Source organism: Methylobacterium sp. Leaf88, assembly GCF_001422795.1.
Lineage (GTDB): Bacteria > Pseudomonadota > Alphaproteobacteria > Rhizobiales > Beijerinckiaceae > Methylobacterium.
In genome coordinates this window covers 39,846-53,212 of sequence record NZ_LMMK01000024.1, presented here as the reverse complement: position 1 = coordinate 53,212, position 13,367 = coordinate 39,846, and the positions used below count along the sequence as shown (strand labels likewise).

The following is a 13,367-nucleotide window of genomic DNA, read 5'->3' as shown; positions in this document are numbered from 1 at the left end:
CGCCAGAGCGCAAAAGCTGAGCCCGTGCATCGGATTGGCGCGTAGATTAGAATAATTGAAAACTGCTTTACTTTCAGCAGGTTAGCTGTCTCCTTCCAAACTGGCAACGGGAATGGCGAGCGTCAAGGGCACAATTCCGTCGCGCCCCAACGATCGACGGGCCGTCACCGGGCGAGTTCGCGCAATCCCAGCCGGATGAGGGTCTTGGCCTCGGCGCCCTCGCCCGCGTTCTTGAGGGCCTCGGCGATCGCCGCGGAGGCCTGGACCGGGGCGTAGCCGAGATTGACCAGGGCCGAGATGGCGTCGGCGACGGGCTGCGGCGCCGTGCGGGCCTCGACCGCGCCGGACAGCGCGATCACCGCGGGATCGATGGGCGCGAAGGCCGGGGCCTTGTCCTTGAGTTCCGCCACGAGGCGGGCGGCGAGGCGCGGGCCGACGCCGGGGGCCCGCGCCACCGAGCCCTTGTCGCCCATGGCGATGGCCGAGGCGAGGGCCCCGGGCTCGAGCACCGAGAGCAGGCCGAGGGCGACCTTGCTGCCCACGCCCTGCACGGTCTGGAGCAGGCGGAACCACTCGCGCTCGGCATCCGAGCGGAAGCCGTAGAGCCGGATCATGTCCTCCCGGACATGGGTCTCGATGGCGAGGTCCGCCGCCTCGCCGATGCCGGGCAGGCGCTGGAGCGTCCGGGCGGAGCAGTGGACCACGTAGCCGACGCCCTGCACGTCGAGGATCACGAAATCCTCGCCATAGGAATCCACCACGCCCTTCAGCTTGCCGATCATCGCCTCGCCCATCCCTCGCGCCGCCGGATGCCCATCCGTCGGCGGATTGCCTACAGGCCGGCGCGCCCGAGCGCCATGTGCTCCGTCGCGACGGCGGCCGGCCCGCCTTGAGGCCGCGCGGCGTTCGTGAAATCAAAGGCGCCCTGCCCGACACACACGGATGACCGTCTCGATGCGCCAGACCGCGCTGCTCCTCGCCTCCGGGCTCCTGTTCACCGCCGGCGCGGCCCGGGCGGCCGAGACGCCGGCACCGGCACCGACCCCGCCGGCACCGGCCACGCCGGCCGCGCCCTCCAGCGATCCGACCCAGGTGCGTCCGGGCGCCTACGTGCTCGATTCCGCCCACGGCAAGATCACCTGGTCGGTGAGCCACCTCGGCTTCTCGACCTATTACGGCCAGATCACCGACGTGACCGCGCAGGCGGTGCTCGACCCGAAGGAGCCGGCCAAATCCACCCTCACGGTCACCATCGGCACCGACAGCGTCAACGGCCTCAACGACCGGCTCAACCAGCACCTCAAGGCGCCGGACTTCTTCGACACCGCAAAGTTCCCCAAGGCCACGTTCACCGCGACCAGCATCGAGCCGACGAGCCCCGCCACCGCGCGGGTCAACGGCGACCTGACGCTCAAGGGGGTGACGCGGCCGGTGGCCTTCGACGCCACCTTCAACCAGGCCGGGATCAACCCGGTGAACCAGGCCTACACGGTCGGCTTCGACGGACGGGCGGTGATCAAGCGCTCGGATTTCGGCATCAACGCCTTCCTGCCGCTCCTCGGCGACGAGGTGTCCCTGCGGCTCGAGGGCGAGTTCAAGGCCGTGGAGTGAGGCCGCGCCCCGACGGCCCCAGGCGCCGGTAGATCGCGGCGAGGAGGGCCGTCACCAGGACGAGCAGCGCCATGTCGATCAGGCTGGAGGCGAGGATCCGGACGGCCAGGACGACGGGGGGCAGGTCGGCCCCGGAGCGCTCGGGCGCGTGCAGCATCCGGTCCACGAGGCCGAGCGGCAGGATCGTGGCCACGAGGATCACGCCGATTCGGGCGGCCGATCCACGGGTCATCGCGAGCACGCCGCGCAGGGTCGCCTCGGGGGCGCCGACCGCCAGGGCCGGCGCGAGCAGGCTTGTCCAGATCTGCAGGAGCAGGAGGGCGATCCAGGCGAGCAGGCCGACGATCAGCGGACCCGGACCGAGCCGCTCCGGCGCGAGGCCCCGGTCCAGCACCCCGCTGACCAGGAGCCAGAACAGCTCGAGGGCGAGGAAGTCCTGGAACGGCCCCGCCCGGCCCGCCACGACCGCCCGCACGGAGCCGTCGGCCCCGAGGAGGAGCCGGAACATCGCCATCCAGTAGGGGGCGAGCAGGATCGTGCAGAGGCCGTCGACCAGGAAGAGGTCGTCCTGGAAGCGCGCGGGACGCGTCGGGTCGCCCATCAGCGTGTGGGCCGCCTCCTTGGCCAGGACGACGAGGAACGCCGCGGTGGTCGCCGAGCCGAGGGCGCGGATCGCCGGAAGCGCGGACCGCACGCCCTCCCGCAGCGTCTCGCCGACCGGCAGCGCCGGCCGCGTCGTTCCCTGGTGGGCCATTCCGTTCGATCTCCGCCCCGCGCGCGCGTCGCGCACAGAGGCACTGCACAAGCGCCCGGGCGGAGTCCAGGGCGCGGCGCGGTCAGGTGCGCGCCAGGGCCGCCGCGATGCGGGCCGCCGCCAGGCTGCTCGTCCCGGCCACGGGGGCGTGCTGGCGCTTGAGGGCATGGGCGCCCCGGTGGCTGTTGTGGGTGATGGCGATGGCGAGCGCATCCGCCGCGTCGGCCACCTTGAACTCGGCCTTCGGCAGCAGGAACTTCACCATGGCCTGGATCTGGACCTTGTCGGCATGTCCCGAGCCCGCGACCGTCTTCTTGATCAGGTTGGCGGAATACTCGAACACCGGCATGCCGGCGAGCGCCGGGACCAGCAGCGCCACCGCGCGGGCATGGCCGAGCTTCAGCGTCGCCTGCGCGTCCTTGTTGACGAAGGTCTCCTCGACCGAGACCTCGTCCGGCTGGAAGGCCCCGACGATGCGGGTGATGCCCTCGTAGAGCTCGCGCAGGCGCAGGGCGAGCGGCAGGTCCCCGTCCGAGGTGACGACGCCGCAATCCACGTAGGCGAGCTTGGTCCCCGTGGCCGTGACGACGCCCCAGCCGGTGCGCCGCAGGCCCGGATCGATGCCGAGGATGCGAACGGGAACGGTCATGCGGACTGGGTCATGGCTGGCGCGGCTCCGGGCGCGAAGATCGCGCCGTCCGAGCGTTAGGGACATACCGTGAACGGAGCGTTATGCCAATCCGCGCCGCGGCGATGGCGGCCGCGGTGGCGCGACGGACCGAACAAACCCGTCGCAAGGAAATCCGGACCTCTCGTCGGACCAAACGGACGCGATGCGTCCGCGCGGGGCGGTCGTTACGAAGGACGCGGATCGATCGGACGAGACAGGCAGACCGGCGCGGGGACCTCCCCGATCCCAGACGGCCCTGTAACCGCTCCTTAGACTGTTCGCCCGTATTCTCACAGGACACCATTCAGGCGGACGGGTTTCCTCGTGATCGACGCCCAGGCCCATCGCCCGAACCGGCTCCGCGGACCCGTGGCGATCCTCGCGACCCCGATCCTGCCGGCCGGTCTGGCGGCGCGCGCCGGATCCTCCGACCGCGTCTCCCGGCTCGACGCGTCCGGAGCCCGGCTCGTCCCCGACGCCCGGTTCGCGACGGGCTGCACGCCCGCCTCGCGAACCTGATCGCTCCGACCCGAAGACCCCGACGCTCCCCTCTGGATCCGACCCGGCGATGACGACCCTCGACACCCTTCGGCAGCGTTTCGGCCGCTTCCTCATCGGCCTCCTCTGGCTGCACCTGCCGATCGTCGTGCTCGCCGCCTGGATCGCCGGCAATCCGATGCTGGTGCCGGTGTCGGTCGCCGGCGCCCTCGCCGGCCTCAGCACGCTGATGTGGCGGCGCTCCGCCATCGGCCCGGCGACCCGGCTGGTGAGCAGCCTGTCCCTGATCGGCATGGCCGCGATCCTGCTCTCGGCCTTCGCCGGGCATCCGTGGCAGGTCGACCTGCACATGTATTTCTTCGCCGGCCTGGCGGTGATCGTCGCCTGGTGCGACTGGACCATCCTGGTGGCCTGCGCCGCCGCCGTCGCCGGGCACCACCTCACCCTGAACCTCGCGATGCCGGCCCTGATCTTCTCCGGCGCCGCCCAGCGCTCGGACCTCGCCCGCGTGATGCTGCACGCGGTCATCCTGATCCTCGAAACGGGCGTGCTGGCCTGGGTCGCCCGCACCCTCGCGACGGCCTTCGCGGCGCAGGCGGCCTCCGAGGGCGCCATCCGCGCCCAGATGGAGCGCATGCAGGCTCTGGAATCGGAGACCGCGCTGGCGCGGGAGGGCGCCGATGCGCAGCGCAGGGCCGCCCTGCGGCAGACCGCCCGGTCCTTCGAGTCGACGGTGAGCGGCATCCTGAGCCGGGTCACGCAGGCGGCGGGGGCGCTGCAGGGCAGCGCGCAGACCATGACGGGAACGGCAGAGGGCACGGCGGGGCGCGCCGGGTCCGTGGTCGGCACCGCCGAGATGGCCGCGCAGAATGTCGGTCGGGTGGCCGGTGCGGCCGAGGAACTCGGCGCCACCGTCGCGGAGATCGGCCGGCAGGTCGCGGATTCGGCCCGGATGGCCCAGGGCGCGGTGGGGCAGGCCGATGCCACCGGCCGCCTGGTTCACGCCCTGAGCACGGGCGCGGCCCGGATCGGGGACGTCGTCGGCCTGATCTCGGGCATCGCCGGCCAGACCAACCTGCTCGCCCTCAACGCGACGATCGAGGCGGCACGGGCCGGCGAGGCCGGTCGCGGCTTCGCCGTTGTAGCGGCCGAGGTTAAGGAACTCGCCAGCCAGACCGCCCGGGCGACGGAGGAGATCACGCAGCAGATCCACGCGATCCAGGGGACGACCGGCGAGGCGGTGACGGCCATCGAGGCCATCGCCGCGCAGATCCGCACCATGAGCCGGACCGCGGACGCCATCGCGGCGGCGGTGGACCAGCAGGGCTCCGCGACCCGGGAGATCATCCGCAACGTGGGCGCGGCGGCGACCGGCACGGGGGCGATCACCGACACCATCGGGGGCGTCGCCCAGTCGGCCGAAGCGACGGGTGCCGCGGCCGCCTCGGTTCTCGTCTCGGCCTCCGCGCTGGCGCAGGAGGCCGATCAGCTCGGCACCGAGGTGAACCGCGTCCTCGAAACCCTGAAGGCCGCCTGACGGGCCGGCTTCGATCAGCCCTGGAGCTTCTCCATCAGGGCGTCCGAGAGCGCGAAGTTCACGAAGACGTTCTGGACGTCGTCCTGGTCCTCGATCACCTCGACGAGGCGGATCAGCTTCTCGCCGGTCTCGTCGTCGACCTCGATGGTGTTCTGCGCCTTCCACACGAGGGCCGTGCGGCGCGGCTCGCCGAAGCGGGCCTCCAGGGCCTTCGAGACCTCGCCGTAGGCCTCCTGCGCGCAGGTGATCTCGTGGCCGGATTCGTCCGAGCGCACGTCGTCGGCGCCGGCCTCGATGGCAGCCTCCAGCATGGTGTCGGCATCCGCCACCTTGGCGTCGAACTCCACCACGCCGACATGGTCGAACATGAAGGAGACGGCGCCCGTCTCCGCCAGGCTGCCGCCCGACTTCGTGAAGGCCGAGCGCACGTCGCTGGCCGTGCGGTTGCGGTTGTCGGTCTGCGCCTCGACGATCAGGGCGGCGCCGCCGGGGCCGTAGCCCTCGTAGCGGATCTCGTCGTAGCTCTCCGCATCGGCCCCCTGCGCCTTCTTGATCGCGCGCTCGATGTTGTCCTTGGGCACGTTCTCGGCGCGGGCCGCGATGATGGCGGCGCGCAGACGCGCATTCATCGCCGGGTCCGGCAGCCCGAGCTTGGCCGCGACGGTGATCTCGCGGGCGAGCTTGCCGAACAGCTTCGAGCGGACCGCGTCGACGCGGCCCTTCCGGTGCATGATGTTCTTGAACTGGGAATGGCCGGCCATGACGTGACCCTAGACTGGTAGGAACGAGACCGGATCGCGGGGGCCAGGTGCCGGGGCCATGTGCAGGGGCCATGTGCCGGGGCGGCGGGTCCGCGAAGCCGGACGGAAACGGGGTTGGCCGGCTTATAGGCCGCGGGCCGCGCCCCTGACAACGCTGCGCCGCAGCGTGCGCGGCCGCGGGCGGTATCCCCCATGGCTATCCGGGGGACAGGGACTATCCTGGGGCGATGACACAGCAGGCCATCGATCGGGCACGGCCCGAAAGCTCCGGCAGGGATTTCCGCGCCCGGCCCGGGCCGGACGCGCAGACCCATCGGGACGCGCCGACGACACCGCGCTGGCTCAAGCTCGGCCTCGCGGGCGCGCTCGGGATCGTCGCCGGCGCGATGCTGTTTCCGACCCGCGCCGAGGGCGCGCCGCCCGGACGCGGCGGGACGCGGCGCCCCGGGCCCTGACGTCCGCTGTCAGCCGGTGACCCGCGCGTGCCAGTCGCGCAGGGCGGCCACGGTCACGACGCCGTCCGGCCAGGCATATCCGGACAGGTGCCGGTGGGGTGCGCCGGGCTCGCCGAGATCGGAGACCGCCGAGAACGCCCCGTCGAGGCGGTGGCTCTCGGTGTAGCGGCTGCGCGTGGCGATCACCGGCAATCCGGCATCGAGGGCCGAGCGGATGCCGGCGGCGGAATCCTCGAAGGCGATCGCCTCCGAGGCCGAGACCTCGAGGCGCGCGAGCGCGAGATCGAAGACGTCGGGGGCCGGCTTCTTGCGCGGCGCCTCGTCGCCGCAGGCGATGACGTCGAAGGGGACGTCGCCCGCGGGAAAGTTGATCCGCAGCAGGGTGTCGACGTTGGGTCGGCTCGTCGTGCTGGCCACCGCGAGCTTGAGCCCGGCCGCCCGCGCCTCCGCGATCAGGCGGCCCACCCCGGGGCGCAGGGCGAGGCTGCCGCCCTCCACGAGGTCGCCATAGCGCCGGGTCTTGCGGTCGTGGATGTCGCCCAGGCGCGGGCGCAGGGTCTCGACCGCGTCGGCGTGCTCGGTCTCGACGTAGTGGCGCAGGCGTTCCTTGCCGCCCATCACCGTCAGAAGATCGGCGTAGCGGGCCGGGGACCAGGACCAGGGCAGGCCGAGATCCGCGAAGGCGCCGTTGAAGGCCTGCCGGTGGAGGTCCTCCGTCTCGGCGAGCGTCCCGTCGACGTCGAAGATCAGCGCCCTCAGCATGAGAGGGGACCGCCCCCGACCGCCGCAGCGCCCGCGCGGATCGCCGCGATCCGGTCCGCGTAGCCGGCCGGCCCGCCCTTGAACACGGCATTGCCGGCCACGAAGGCGTTGGCGCCCGCGCGGGCGGCCAGGGCCACGGTCTCGGGGCCGATGCCGCCGTCGACCTCGATGTCGATCGCGCGGCCGGCGGTCATCGCCCGGATCCGCCGGATGGTCTCCAGGGTCGAGGGAATGAAGCTCTGGCCGCCGAAGCCCGGATTGACCGTCATCACAAGGACGAGGTCGACGAGGTCGAGGAGCGGCTCGATCGCCGAGGCCGGCGTCCCCGGATTGAGGGCGATGCCGGCGCGCTTGCCCAGATCCCGGATCGCCTGGAGCGAGCGGTGGATGTGCGGGCCGGCCTCCACATGCACCGAGATCGCATCGGCGCCGGCCTCCGCGAAGGCCGCGAGGTAGGGATCGGCCGGGGCGATCATCAGGTGCACGTCGAAGGGCTTGGTCGAGTGCGGCCGCAGGGCCTTGATCACCGCCGGGCCGAAGGTGAGGTTGGGCACGAAGTGTCCGTCCATCACGTCGAGGTGGATCCAGTCGGCCCCGGCCTCGGACACCGCGCGCACCTCCTCGCCGAGCGCGGCGAAATCCGCCGAGAGGATCGAGGGCGAGATGATCGGGCCGTTCATGGTGGGTTCCTCCGGAGCCTCGTGACCGCGCTCAGGCCATGCGGCGCTTGCGCTCGACGAGCTGCATGATGATCGGGGTCAGGATGAGCTGCATGGCAAGGTCGAGCTTGCCGCCCGGGATGACGATCGAATTGGCGCGGCTCATGAAGGAGCCCTGGATCATCGAGATCAGGTAGGAGAAGTCGATGCCCTTGGGGTCCTTGAAGCGGATCACCACCAGCGATTCGTCGGCCGTCGGGATCCAGCGGGCGATGAAGGGGTTCGAGGTGTCCACCGTCGGCACCCGCTGGAAGTTGATGTCCGTCCAGGTGAATTGCGGGCAGATGGTCTGCACGTAGTCGGGCATCCGCCGCAGGATCACGTCGGTGACGGCCTCGGTGGAATAGCCCCGGAACGAGCGGTCCCGGTGCAGCTTCTGGATCCACTCGAGATTGATCACCGGCACCACGCCGATCTTCAGGTCGGCGTAGCGGGCCATGTCGACGTTGTCGTCGACGACGCAGCCGTGCAGGCCCTCGTAGAACAGCAGGTCGGATCCCGGCGCGAACGCCTCCCAGTCCGTGAAGGTGCCGGGCTCGGTGCCGTAGAGCGCCGCGTCCGCCGCATCGTGGGCGTAGTGCCGGGTGCGCCCGCCCCCGGATTCGCCGTAGGTGCGGAAGACCTCCTCCAGCTCCGGCAGGAGATTGGCGCGCGGCGCGAAGTGGCTGAGGTTCGGCTCCGCGACCATCATGCGGCGCATGGTGTCGCGATCGTAGGCGTGAAACGCATCGCCCTCGATGTAGACCGCGCTCACGTCCTCGCGGCGGAAGATCTGCTCGAAGGTGTTGCGGACCGAGGTGGTCCCGGCCCCCGAGGAGCCGGTGACCGAGATGATGGGGTGACGCGCCGACATCTGTGTGCGTGCTGTCCCGTGCGGGCGCGCTAGCTGCGCATCAGGCCGCGCTGCCCGAACAGGGGCGAGCGACCGGCGGCGGCGTTGCGGCCATCGTAGTACTTGGCCACGCAGGCGACCTCGTCGAGGGAGCCGAAGATCAGCGGCACGCGCTCGTGGATGCCGGCGGCGCGGATGTCGAGGATCCGACGCTCGCCGTCGATGGCCCCGGCCCCCGCCTGCTCCATCAGCATGGCGATCGGGGCGGCCTCGTAGAGGAGGCGCAGGCGGCCCTGCGCGTAGCCCTTCCGGTTGTCGCCCGGATAGAGGAACACGCCGCCGCGCAGGAGCACGCGCTGGGCGTCCGCCACCAGCGAGCCGAGCCAGCGCATGTTGAAGTCCTTGTCCAGCGGGCCTTCGGAGCCGCGCAGGCAATCCTCGATATAGGCCTTCACCGGGCCGTCCCAGTTCCGGGCGTTCGAGGCGTTGATCGCGTATTCCTTGGCCGCGGCCACCACCTCGATGCGCGGATGCGTGAGGCGGAAGGTCCGCGTCGCCCGGTCCAGGGTGTAGATCTGGGTGCCATGGCCGAGGGTGATCACCAGGGAGGTGGCGGGCCCGTAGGTGACGAAGCCGGCGGCGATCTGCTCGGAGCCCGGGGTGGTGAAGGCGGCGATCGAGTCCGCGGCACCGGCCACGACCGGGCGGATGCCGAAGATCGAGCCCACCGCCATGTTCACGCCGATGTTCGACGAGCCGTCGAGGGGATCGATCGCCACCGCGAGGGGGGCGCCGGGATTGAGCGGCATCATGCCCTCGGCCTCCTCCGAGGCCACCACCGCCACGGGGGCGCCGCGCAGGGCTTCCGTGAAGCGCTCGTGCGCGAGGACGTCGAGGGCCTTCTGGACGTCGCCGTCGCTGTTGTGGTCGCCGGTGGCGGCGAGGTCGGCACCGCCGAGCATGCCCCGGCCGATCACCTCGCTGACATCGACCGCCGCTTCGGCGCAGGCCGCGATCACGGCCGCCGCGTCGGCGAGCCGCCCATCGGCCGCCACGGTCTTCGCGAGGCAGTCCGCCAGGGTGGACCCGAACTCCAGAGACACCGTCGACATGAATGTCCGTCCTTCTTCCATTCCTGGCCGGGGGTCCGGCCGACTTGACTGCCCGGGTCGACTTGATTGCCCGAGCCGTCTCGGCTGCCGGCCGCCTTGCCGTCCCGGAGGTTCGGCCTGCCCGACCGTGACGTCTCAGGTCGGAGCGCCGCCCGGGACCGACCCGCCCTCGCATCCTGCCCTTGGCACGAGTGCCCCCGCGGGCACCAGTGCCCGCGGCGCATCCATGCCGCGCAGGCCCCTATGGTATCACCGAAAGAATTCTGAAAAAACTTGCGAGCGATTCCAAAAAAACTAGAAAAGCCTGATGCGCAACCTCTCTCTCAAACAGCTCCAGGCGGTCGCCGCCGTCGCCCGCCTCGGCACCATGACGCGCGCCGCCCAGGAGCTCAACGTCACTTCGGCCGCGCTCTACGCCCGCATCCGCCAATTGGAGGAGGAGGCGGGCCTCATGCTGTTCGACCGGACGCCCACCGGGCTGAAACCCACGGATGCGGGCCGCGAAATGCTCTGGGCGATCAACAGCATCAACACGGTGCTGGAGACCTGTGCCGACCGTCTGGAAACCCTGAAGGGCGGCAGCAGCGGTCGCGTGGCGATGGGCGTGGTCTCCACGGCCAAGTACTTCGCCCCGGGCGTGATCGCGGGCTTCATCGGGCTGCACCCGGCGGTGGAGATCAACCTCACGGTGGGAAACCGCGGCAACATGGTCGAGGCGCTGCGCAACTACGAGATCGATTTCGCCATCATGGGGCGTCCGCCCCGGGATTTCGCCATCGAGGCCGAGATCTTCGGCCCGCACCCCATCGTGATCATCGCCGGCCCGCATCACCCCCTCGTGGGCCGAACCGGGCTGACCCGGGCCGAACTCGCCCAGGAATCGTTCCTGGTCCGCGAGGAGGGCTCGGGCACGCGCACGGTGTTCGAGGAGTTCATGGCCGGGGTCATGATCAAGCGGGCGCGGCTCGGCATCGATTCCGGCTCGAACGAGACCATCAAGCAGGCGGTGATGGCGGGGCTCGGCATCGCCCTCATCTCCGCCCACACGGTGGCGGCCGAGCTCGAGAGCGGGCGCCTCACGGTCCTCGACGTCCAGGGCCTTCCGATCCGGCGCGACTGGTACGCGGTGCGCCGGGCCGACAAGGTGCTCGGGCCCGCGGCGGCGGCCTTCTGGGACTACATCGCCCAGGATGGCGGGCGCTGGCTGCCCCAGCTCCGGCTGTCGCCGAACCCCTCCCCCGTCACCGCGGAGTTCGAGGCATGAGCGCGGCCGGTGTCGTCATCGTCGGCGCCGGCCAGGCCGGCTTCCAGGTCGCGGCCTCCCTGCGCGAGGCGGGCTTCACCGATCCCGTCACGCTCCTGGGCGACGAGGGCCTGCCCTATCAGCGGCCGCCCCTGTCGAAGGCCTACCTCGCCGGCAAGACCGATGCGGTCGGCCTGTGCCTGCGACCCGCCGCCTACTTCGACGAGCACCGCATCGCGCGCCGATCCGGCGTGTCCGCCACGGCGATCGACCGGGCGGCCCGGCAGGTGCGCCTCAGCGACGGCGCCACCCTGGCCTACGATCACCTCGTCCTGGCCACCGGCGCGCGCAACCGGAGGCTGCCGGTGCCGGGCGCCGACCTGCCGGGGGTGCACCAGTTGCGCTCCCTGGCCGACGCCGATGCGCTGAAGGCCGCCCGCGGGGCCGCGCGCGCCATCGCCATCGTGGGCGCCGGTTTCATCGGGCTGGAATTCGCCGGCCTCTGCGCCGGATCCGGCCGCCCCGTGACGGTGATCGAGGCCGCGGACCGGCCCATGGCGCGGGCGGTCTCGGCCGAGACCGCCGGGTTCTTCACGCAGGCGCACAACGCTGCCGGCGTCACCTTCGCGTTCGGGGCCGGGGTCCAGGCGCTGGAGGGCGAGGCGGGCCGCGTGGCCCGGGTCCGGCTCGCCGACGGATCGGCAATCGATGCCGATCTCGTCCTCGTCGGCATCGGCGTCGTCCCGAACCAGGACCTCGCCGAAGCGGCGGGCCTCGCCGTCGGCGACGGGATCCACGCCGACCCCTTCCTGGCGACCTCCGATCCGGCGATCTCGGCCCTGGGCGACTGCGCCCGCGTGCCGAGCCGCTTCGCGGACGGGCAGCCCGTGCGCATCGAATCGGTGCAGAACGCCGTGGATCAGGGCCGGTGCCTCGCCGCCCGGCTCACCGGACGCCCGGTCGCCTACGCGGCCGTGCCCTGGTTCTGGAGCGACCAGGGCCCGCACAAGCTGCAGATCGCCGGCCTGACCCGGCCCGACGATGCCAGCGTCGTCCGCCCCACCGAGGGCGGCCTGTCGGTGTTCCGCTTCCGCGACGGGCACCTGAGCGGCGTCGAGACCGTGGACCGGCCCGCCGACCACATGGCGGCCCGGCGCATCCTGGGCCTCGGCCTTCCGCTGACGCCGGAGGCGGCCGCCGATCCGGCCCGGGACCTCAAGGCGCTCGTCAAGGGCGCCTAACGGTCGTTCTCGGTGTTGAGGGCGTCCAGCCGCGTACCCTCGCCGCGTCCCTGCCCGCTGAGGCGGACCCCGTCCGACCCACCCTCCTGGCTGAACACCACGCCATGGGTCATGAACGTGCTGCGCAGGGCCTCGATCTGGCCGGAGGGCTGCTCCCGGCCGCCCGATTCGAAGTCGCGCACGAAATCCGCTCCGAGCCCGAGCCGGCCCGCGAGATCGGCCTCCGACCAGTTCAGAAGAGCGCGGGCCGCCCTCGACTGCGCCGGGGTGATGGTGTTCGGACCCGCGGCCTCGGGCTGCAATCCGCTTGGGGTTCCCTCGTCCGATCCCGTCACCGCATCAACTCCCTGCTCTATGCTCTGCCGGTCAACGGAAACCCGGCCGGTTCGTTCAACGCAAACCGGTCCGCCGGCCGGTTAACGGGGGATCGCGGCGGCGTCCCGTCGAATCCCGCGCCCGCGGCCTTGACCATATTTGTGCTGGAATCTTATCCGATTGGCCGCAGGGCCCGTCCTGTTCCGAGCGGTTCCGTGCGCACCAGCCGCGCCGAGCGCCGAGACAGGCCGGCAGGGTTGCAACGTTCGACGCGACGCGAAGCGCGCTTGTGAGGGGGCCAGACGATGAGAGCGATCCGAATCGCCATGGTGGCCGGCGCCATCGCGGCCGGGGCCATGACGGGAGCTATGACCACGGCGGCGACCGCCCAGATGGGGAACAACGTCACGGGCTTCGGCCGCGAGGGCCGCGAGAAGCCCGAGAAGAAGCAGTACGTTCCGGCGGCCAAGCCCCAGGAAAAGATCTTCCCCCTCGATGCCACCTGGACGGCTGTGAGCCTGAACGGCAAGCCCTTCGGCGGCAACGACCGCCCGAGCTTCACCATCGACAAGCAGTACCGGGCCCGCGGCTACGGCGGCTGCAACACCTTCGCGGCCACCGCCTTCCCGCTCAAGGAGCAGCACCTCGCGGTCGGCCCGCTCGCCCTGACCAAGAAGCCCTGCGACAAGGGCCTCGGCGCTAGCGAGCAGGACTTCTTCATCGCCCTGCGCACCGCCGGGCAGTGGGACCTGGTCGGATCTCAGCTGGTGATCAAGAGCCAGAAGGGCGAGCTGCGCTTCGACCGCGCCCTCTGAGCCGTCCGACGGTTTTAAGCTTCCATTGACGACGATCCGCGG

At 71.4% G+C, this 13,367-nt stretch carries 16 protein-coding genes; 7 read left to right on the top strand and 9 right to left on the bottom strand.

The window, feature by feature from the left end; translation table 11 throughout:
* Positions 1 to 164: 164 nt before the first annotated feature.
* The gene (gene ruvA / locus ASF20_RS14590) at positions 165 to 782 is read right to left on the bottom strand and encodes a Holliday junction branch migration protein RuvA (protein ID WP_056275662.1); all 618 of its coding nucleotides are present in this window, start codon (positions 780 to 782) and stop codon (positions 165 to 167) included.
* 172 nt (positions 783 to 954) lie between these two features.
* Between ruvA and ASF20_RS14585 the strand changes: the two genes are divergently transcribed.
* Positions 955 to 1,611, top strand: a complete 657-nt coding sequence (locus ASF20_RS14585) for a YceI family protein (RefSeq protein WP_056275660.1) — start codon at positions 955 to 957, stop codon at positions 1,609 to 1,611.
* Here the strand turns inward: ASF20_RS14585 and ASF20_RS14580 are convergent.
* Both ASF20_RS14580 and ruvC read right to left on the bottom strand, forming a co-directional pair.
* Positions 1,595 to 2,365 (bottom strand): hypothetical protein, encoded by a 771-nt coding sequence (locus ASF20_RS14580; RefSeq protein WP_056275184.1) that lies wholly within the window; start codon positions 2,363 to 2,365, stop codon positions 1,595 to 1,597. The two genes, ASF20_RS14585 and ASF20_RS14580, sit on opposite strands and share 17 nt — an antisense overlap.
* An 82-nt stretch (positions 2,366 to 2,447) precedes the next feature.
* Positions 2,448 to 3,014 carry a crossover junction endodeoxyribonuclease RuvC gene (gene ruvC, locus ASF20_RS14575; protein ID WP_056214464.1) on the bottom strand — a complete coding sequence of 189 codons (567 nt, stop codon included), beginning with the start codon at positions 3,012 to 3,014 and terminating at the stop codon, positions 2,448 to 2,450.
* Between the two features lie 345 nt (positions 3,015 to 3,359).
* On the opposite strand from ruvC, the gene ASF20_RS14570 reads away from it, so the two are divergent.
* Entirely contained in the window at positions 3,360 to 3,554 is a 195-nt protein-coding gene (locus ASF20_RS14570; protein WP_056275182.1) for a hypothetical protein, read from the top strand.
* A gap of 49 nt (positions 3,555 to 3,603) precedes the next feature.
* Positions 3,604 to 5,070, top strand: a complete 1,467-nt coding sequence (locus ASF20_RS14565; protein WP_056275180.1) for a methyl-accepting chemotaxis protein — start codon at positions 3,604 to 3,606, stop codon at positions 5,068 to 5,070.
* Between the two features lie 14 nt (positions 5,071 to 5,084).
* Here ASF20_RS14565 and ASF20_RS14560 read toward each other — a convergent pair whose 3' ends face one another.
* Positions 5,085 to 5,831 carry a YebC/PmpR family DNA-binding transcriptional regulator gene (locus ASF20_RS14560; RefSeq protein ID WP_056214451.1) on the bottom strand — a complete coding sequence of 249 codons (747 nt, stop codon included), beginning with the start codon at positions 5,829 to 5,831 and terminating at the stop codon, positions 5,085 to 5,087.
* A 227-nt stretch (positions 5,832 to 6,058) separates the two neighbouring features.
* Between ASF20_RS14560 and ASF20_RS25005 the strand changes: the two genes are divergently transcribed.
* Positions 6,059 to 6,286 carry a hypothetical protein gene (locus ASF20_RS25005; RefSeq protein ID WP_056214448.1) on the top strand — a complete coding sequence of 76 codons (228 nt, stop codon included), beginning with the start codon at positions 6,059 to 6,061 and terminating at the stop codon, positions 6,284 to 6,286.
* A 9-nt stretch (positions 6,287 to 6,295) separates the two neighbouring features.
* On the opposite strand, the gene ASF20_RS14550 is transcribed toward ASF20_RS25005, so the two are convergent.
* Genes ASF20_RS14550 through ASF20_RS14535 form a run of 4 tightly spaced genes read right to left on the bottom strand, consistent with a single transcriptional unit; the run spans position 6,296 to position 9,711 of the window.
* A complete protein-coding gene (locus ASF20_RS14550) occupies positions 6,296 to 7,048 on the bottom strand; it encodes an HAD-IA family hydrolase (RefSeq protein WP_056214443.1) in 753 nt (250 codons plus the stop codon).
* Entirely contained in the window at positions 7,042 to 7,728 is a 687-nt protein-coding gene (rpe, locus tag ASF20_RS14545) for a ribulose-phosphate 3-epimerase (RefSeq protein WP_056214440.1), read from the bottom strand. The genes ASF20_RS14550 and rpe overlap by 7 nt, the downstream gene beginning before the upstream one ends.
* Before the next feature lie 31 nt (positions 7,729 to 7,759).
* Entirely contained in the window at positions 7,760 to 8,620 is an 861-nt protein-coding gene (locus ASF20_RS14540; RefSeq protein WP_056214436.1) for a phosphoribulokinase, read from the bottom strand.
* A 29-nt stretch (positions 8,621 to 8,649) separates the two neighbouring features.
* Entirely contained in the window at positions 8,650 to 9,711 is a 1,062-nt protein-coding gene (locus ASF20_RS14535; protein ID WP_200927234.1) for a class 1 fructose-bisphosphatase, read from the bottom strand.
* Positions 9,712 to 10,018: 307 nt separating this feature from the next.
* On the opposite strand from ASF20_RS14535, the gene ASF20_RS14530 reads away from it, so the two are divergent.
* Together ASF20_RS14530 and ASF20_RS14525 are read left to right on the top strand one after the other, a co-directional pair.
* Positions 10,019 to 10,975: a LysR family transcriptional regulator gene (locus ASF20_RS14530; protein WP_056275178.1), complete on the top strand. Its 957-nt coding sequence runs from the start codon at positions 10,019 to 10,021 to the stop codon at positions 10,973 to 10,975.
* Positions 10,972 to 12,195, top strand: a complete 1,224-nt coding sequence (locus ASF20_RS14525) for an FAD-dependent oxidoreductase (protein WP_056275177.1) — start codon at positions 10,972 to 10,974, stop codon at positions 12,193 to 12,195. The genes ASF20_RS14530 and ASF20_RS14525 overlap by 4 nt, the downstream gene beginning before the upstream one ends.
* Here ASF20_RS14525 and ASF20_RS14520 read toward each other — a convergent pair.
* Positions 12,192 to 12,530, bottom strand: coding sequence for a helix-turn-helix domain-containing protein (locus tag ASF20_RS14520; protein WP_056214425.1), 339 nt, complete (start codon positions 12,528 to 12,530; stop codon positions 12,192 to 12,194). The genes ASF20_RS14525 and ASF20_RS14520 overlap by 4 nt on opposite strands.
* 285 nt (positions 12,531 to 12,815) lie before the next feature.
* Here ASF20_RS14520 and ASF20_RS14515 point away from each other — a divergent pair, with 285 nt between their 5' ends.
* Positions 12,816 to 13,325 carry an META domain-containing protein gene (locus ASF20_RS14515; RefSeq protein ID WP_056214419.1) on the top strand — a complete coding sequence of 170 codons (510 nt, stop codon included), beginning with the start codon at positions 12,816 to 12,818 and terminating at the stop codon, positions 13,323 to 13,325.
* The last annotated feature ends 42 nt before the right edge of the window (positions 13,326 to 13,367 follow it).

Coding starts and splice junctions, on each gene's coding strand:
- ruvA (WP_056275662.1), bottom strand. CDS start 782: ATGATCGGCAAGCTGAAGGGCGTGGTGGATTCCTATGGCGAGGATTTC.
- ASF20_RS14585 (WP_056275660.1), top strand. CDS start 955: ATGCGCCAGACCGCGCTGCTCCTCGCCTCCGGGCTCCTGTTCACCGCC.
- ASF20_RS14580 (WP_056275184.1), bottom strand. CDS start 2,365: ATGGCCCACCAGGGAACGACGCGGCCGGCGCTGCCGGTCGGCGAGACG.
- ruvC (WP_056214464.1), bottom strand. CDS start 3,014: ATGACCGTTCCCGTTCGCATCCTCGGCATCGATCCGGGCCTGCGGCGC.
- ASF20_RS14565 (WP_056275180.1), top strand. CDS start 3,604: ATGACGACCCTCGACACCCTTCGGCAGCGTTTCGGCCGCTTCCTCATC.
- ASF20_RS14560 (WP_056214451.1), bottom strand. CDS start 5,831: ATGGCCGGCCATTCCCAGTTCAAGAACATCATGCACCGGAAGGGCCGC.
- ASF20_RS25005 (WP_056214448.1), top strand. CDS start 6,059: ATGACACAGCAGGCCATCGATCGGGCACGGCCCGAAAGCTCCGGCAGG.
- ASF20_RS14550 (WP_056214443.1), bottom strand. CDS start 7,048: ATGCTGAGGGCGCTGATCTTCGACGTCGACGGGACGCTCGCCGAGACG.
- rpe (WP_056214440.1), bottom strand. CDS start 7,728: ATGAACGGCCCGATCATCTCGCCCTCGATCCTCTCGGCGGATTTCGCC.
- ASF20_RS14540 (WP_056214436.1), bottom strand. CDS start 8,620: ATGTCGGCGCGTCACCCCATCATCTCGGTCACCGGCTCCTCGGGGGCC.
- ASF20_RS14535 (WP_200927234.1), bottom strand. CDS start 9,711: ATGTCGACGGTGTCTCTGGAGTTCGGGTCCACCCTGGCGGACTGCCTC.
- ASF20_RS14530 (WP_056275178.1), top strand. CDS start 10,019: ATGCGCAACCTCTCTCTCAAACAGCTCCAGGCGGTCGCCGCCGTCGCC.
- ASF20_RS14525 (WP_056275177.1), top strand. CDS start 10,972: ATGAGCGCGGCCGGTGTCGTCATCGTCGGCGCCGGCCAGGCCGGCTTC.
- ASF20_RS14515 (WP_056214419.1), top strand. CDS start 12,816: ATGAGAGCGATCCGAATCGCCATGGTGGCCGGCGCCATCGCGGCCGGG.